Consider the following 4,748-nt stretch of genomic DNA (forward strand, 5'->3'; position numbering starts at 1 on the left):
GCGCGTGCCCGGATGCCACGATGTCGCCCACCTCCCACTCCCTGGCCCTTTCACCGCCGCCTCAATTCAAAAATGCTTGGCTCCATTCACCCCTCAATAGCAGACCGCGTGCCGAACAGTACTGGCAGGAGTGCCCGCATTACTTCAATGGCTCATGCGAGCATCTGCTTGATCACGTGTCCTTCCACATTCGTGAGGCGGCGCTGGACGCCGTTGTGTTCGAAGGTGAGGCGTTCGTGATCGAGGCCGAGGAGGTGGAGGATGGTGGCGTTGAAGTCGTAGAGGGGGTGGATGTCCTTCACGGCTTTCTGGCCGAGTTCGTCGGTTTCGCCACAGCTCACGCCGGGCTTCACGCCGGCGCCGGTCATCCAGCAGGTGAAGCCGTCGGGGTTGTGATCGCGGCCTTTGGCTCCCTTTTGGAAGAAGGGCATGCGGCCGAATTCGGTGCACCAGACGACGAGGGTGTCTTCGAGGAGGCCGCGTTCTTTGAGATCGCGAATGAGTGCGGCTGCGGGTTGATCGAGGATGGGGGCGTGGACGTCGTACTGCTCCTTGAGGGCGTTGTGGCCGTCCCAGTTGAGCTTGCCGCCGCTGGCGTAGGCACCGTTGAAGAGTTGCACAAAGCGCACGCCTTTTTCGATGAGGCGACGTGCGAGGATGCAGTTCTTGGCGAAGGCGGCTTTCTCGGCGTTTTGCGTGTCGTCGGCACCGTATAGTTTGAGGATGTGCGCGGGCTCGGTGCTGAGATCGCTGATCTCTGGAACGCTGAGCTGCATGCGCGCGGCGAGTTCGTAGCTGGCGATGCGTGCGGCGAGTTTGCCATCGCCGGGATGGGCTTCCAGATGGCGGGCGTTCATGCGCTGGAGGAGGGTGCGCGCGGCCTGGTCTGTGGAGGGGGAAACACCCGGTGCGGCGAGATGGCGCACGGGGGCTTTGGAGCTCATCGTGGTGCCTTGAAACGCGGCCGGAAGAAAGCCGGGGCCCCAGTTGTTCGCGCCGTTTTGCGGCACGCCGCGTGGATCGGGAATGGCGACGTAGGAGGGCAGGTCCTGGTTCTCGCTGCCGAGTGCGTAGGTCGTCCATGCGCCGAGGGAGGGGAAGCCGTCGAGATTGAAGCCGGTGGAGAGGAAGTTCTCGGCGGGGCCATGCGTGTTGGACTTGCTGGTGAGCGAGTGCACGAAGGCGAAATCATCGGTGAGCTCCGCGAGATGCGGGATCATGTCGCTGACCCATTTGCCGGTCTGGCCGCGCTGGCGGAAGGCGTACTGTGGGCGGGCGAGATTGCCTGCGGGCCCTTGGAAGGTGACGGCGGGGCCGCCGGGAAGGGGCTTGTCGTCCCACTTGATGAGTTCGGGTTTGTAGTCCCAGGTTTCAAGCTGACTGACGGCACCTGCGCAGAAGATGACGACGACGTTTTTCGCCTTCGCGGGGAAGTGCGGCTGGCGTGGGGCGTAGGGGCGTGCGGGATCAATGATGGGTCTGTCCGCAGCGAGCAGGCCATCAAGGCCGAGGAGATTCGTCAATGCGATGGAGCCGAGAGCCGTGGCGCTGCTGCCGAGGAAGCGGCGGCGATCAAGCAGTGCGTGGCCGGCGGGGGAGAGGTGATCGGAGGAAAGGCTCATGGCACAAAGAGGAATTCGTTGCTGTTGAACAGGGCGCGGCAGAGGGCGGTGAGGCCGTGGCTTTGGACGAGCGGTGTGGTTTCGGCGAGTTCGGCGGCGGTGGGGGGGCGGCTGAGGGAGAGGTGGTAGGCGAGGGTGATTTGTTTGGCGGTGTCGGTGCCGGCTTGCTGCTGGATGCGAGTGGCGAAGGCGGCGGATTGTTCGAGGGTGAAGAGGCTGTTGAAGAGGTTGAGGGCCTGGATGGGGGTGGTGCTTTCGATGCGGCGGGCGGTGCTCTGGCCGGCATCGGGGCAGTCGAATGCGCCGAAGACGGTCTCGGGTTCGCGGCGCACTTTGTGGGCGTAGATCATGCGGCGCTGGTTGTCGGCGTTGAAGGTCTCGATGGGATCGAAGCCGCTGAGGCCGCCGCGCTGATCGAAGAGATTGAAGCCGCGGCCATACATCTGCAGATTCAAACGACCGCTGACGGCGAGCATGGAGTCGCGGATGGATTCGGCTTCGAGACGGCGTGATGGGTAGCGCCAGAGGTAGCGGACGTCGGAGTCGATGGTCTCGTTCTCTTTGATGCTTTGTGATGACTGCCCGTAGGTCTCTGAGAGCAGGATGAGGCGGTGCATGTGTTTTACGCTCCAGCCGCTGCGGATGAATTCGACGGCGAGATAGTCGAGGAGTTCGGGGTGGGTGGGCTTCATGCCCATGCGGCCGAAGTCACTGGGGGTTTGCACGAAGCCGGTGCCGAAGTGGCCCTGCCAGATGCGGTTGACCATGACGCGGGCGGTGAGTGGGTTTTGTGCGTTGGCGATCCAGTCGGCGAGGGCGCGGCGGCGGTCTTGTTCGGCGGATTCTTTGGGGAGTGTCACGTTGCCGAGAGCGCTGAGCACGGCGGGGGTGACGGCTTCTTTTGGCTGCTCGGGATCGCCGCGATTGAGGAGGTGGATGTCGTCCGGGGTGCGGAAGGTGCCGGCGAAGACTTTCTGCAAGTTGACGGCCTGGGCGATTTGTTTCTCGGTGCGGGACTTTTCCTCAAAGAGCGGGCGGGCGCGTTTGTTTTCGGCGGGGGTGAGGCCCTTGAGCGTGGGTCTTGCGAGCTTCTTGTTTTTGGGATCAAACTTCTGCCGGTCGCTGGCATCGGCCACGGTGTGCCACTGGCCTGCTGCATCGCTGATTTCGATTTGGTAATCGGTGGCGAGACGGTCGGTGAATTTGCCGTCGCGGTCACGGCTCCAGACGACGCGCTCGATTTGTTGCTCCTGCGGGAATTCGAGTTCCACCCAGCCTTTGCCAAGTGTGTTGGAAAGCCAGCTGCGTGAGTTGCCGTAGCGGCCGTCGTTGAGAAAGCGCAGTTCGTGACGCTCGGCCACGCCGATGTCGCCGGAGGATTTGCGCTTGGTGCCGGTGGTGGCGAGAGCGACGTTTTCGCCGCGCGTATTGAAGACTTCGAGTTCATCGATGCAGGGCTCGAGGTTAGTCGTGGCCTTGATGGTGAAGCGCAGGCGCTGTGTCTTCACGGGTGGAAAGCGGTCCGAGTTTTCACGGGCATTGATCATGGGGCGCTCGGCACCGGATTTCGCCATGGGCACGAATTGAGCGAGTTCTTTGTCGATCTCTGCGAGGCGTGCTTTGAGCTGTTTCTCCTCCGCGCGTGCGGCTTCGGCTGCGGGTGTGTGCAGATCGCGGTCGGCGTATTCGACACCGGCGACGAAGGCCTGCATGGCGTAATAATCTTTGGAGGTGATGGGGTCGAACTTGTGATCGTGGCAGCGGGCGCAACCGACGCTGAGGCCGAGGAAGGTCTGGCCGATGTTCATGACCATCTCATCAATGGAGTCCTGCCGTGCGAGGCGCTTGGAGGCATCGTCCTTGCCGATCTGACCGGGCAGCAGCACGGAGGCGGTGACGAGGAAGCCGGTGGCGGCGTCCTGGCCCATGGCATCTCCCACGATCTGCTCCTTGATGAAGCGATCGTAGGGCGTGTCGTTGTTGAAGGCGCGGATGACGTAGTCGCGGTAGGGCCAGGAGTTGGGGCGCTCGGTGTTGACCTCAAAGCCATGGGTGTCGGCGTAGCGTACGACATCGAGCCAGTGCTGAGCCCAGCGTTCGCCATAGCGTTCGCTTTTAAGCAGGCGGTCTACTAGATGCTGGATGCTGGATGCTCGATCCTGGATGCACTCCTTTTCAAAAGTCGCCGTTTCATCCGGTGTGGGTGGCAGGCCGGTGAGGTCGAAGGTGATGCGGCGGATGAGCGAGACGGGATCTGCGGGCGGGGAGCGGTGGAGTTTTTTTTCGGCGAGCTTGGCGTCGATGAAGGAATCGATGCTTTGAGGAGAACTTGGAACTTGAAGCGGCTTGAAGGACCAGTGATCGCGGCGGTCTTCGAGTTTGGCGAGATCGACGCCGTCGGGCCATGGGGCGCCTTCGTTGATCCAGGTGGTGAGGGTGGCGATGTCGCTGGCGGGGAGCTTGCCTTTGGGAGGCATGAGTTCGTCGTCGTCATCGGTGGTGATGAAGTGGATGAGCGGGCTGTCGCTGGCTTTGCCGGAGATGATGTCGGGCGAGTGTTTGTCGCCGCCTTTGAAGGCTGCGGCTTTGATGTCGAGGCGGAGGCCGGACTTTTGCTTTTTCTCGCCGTGGCAGCTGTAGCAGTGCTTCTGCAGGATGGGGCGGACCTCGCGAACGAAGTCAACGGCAGCGGCGAGGCTGGAGGAGGCGAGGAGAATGAGAACAACCAACTTCATGAAGTGTGATCAGCGGTAAGGATTGCCTGCGGCGTGTAGGGCGCGGAGTTCATCGTCGGACATGGCGCGGCCGAGCAGGAGGAGTTCATCGACACGACCGCTGAGCTTGCGGTCCTGCTGGTTCCAGTTGCCGATCTGCGCGGGGCCGAGACGTGCGGGGTGTGCAATGTCCAGGCGGGTTTCTTTGTCGAACTCACCATTGAGATAAAAGCGCACGGTGCCGCGTGTGGAATCATAGACGGTGGCCAGATGCACCCAGCGGCCTTGCTCTGGCAGCACCGGGGTGCGGGAGTCGGGGTGGCCCTGGCGCTCGGTGGAACCGGGGGCGAGAGTGTTGCCGATGAGGGCGAGGCGCATGGTGGTGTCGCGGTTGATGATCCAGTGCACCTGG

At 62.6% G+C, this 4,748-nt stretch carries 3 protein-coding genes; all 3 read right to left on the reverse strand.

Going from position 1 to position 4,748, the window contains the following annotated elements:
- Positions 1 to 152 precede the first annotated feature (152 nt).
- The gene (locus ACIREA_RS26875) at positions 153 to 1,622 is read right to left on the reverse strand and encodes a DUF1501 domain-containing protein (RefSeq protein ID WP_397385404.1); all 1,470 of its coding nucleotides are present in this window, start codon (positions 1,620 to 1,622) and stop codon (positions 153 to 155) included.
- A complete protein-coding gene (locus tag ACIREA_RS26880; protein WP_397385405.1) occupies positions 1,619 to 4,357 on the reverse strand; it encodes a PSD1 and planctomycete cytochrome C domain-containing protein in 2,739 nt (912 codons plus the stop codon). The genes ACIREA_RS26875 and ACIREA_RS26880 overlap by 4 nt, the downstream gene beginning before the upstream one ends.
- A 9-nt stretch (positions 4,358 to 4,366) precedes the next feature.
- Positions 4,367 to 4,748 (reverse strand): LamG-like jellyroll fold domain-containing protein (locus tag ACIREA_RS26885; RefSeq protein WP_397385406.1); only part of this gene is annotated, 382 nt, incomplete at its 5' end.

Source organism: Prosthecobacter sp. (assembly GCF_044373815.1).
In the GTDB taxonomy this organism is placed as follows: domain Bacteria; phylum Verrucomicrobiota; class Verrucomicrobiia; order Verrucomicrobiales; family Verrucomicrobiaceae; genus Prosthecobacter.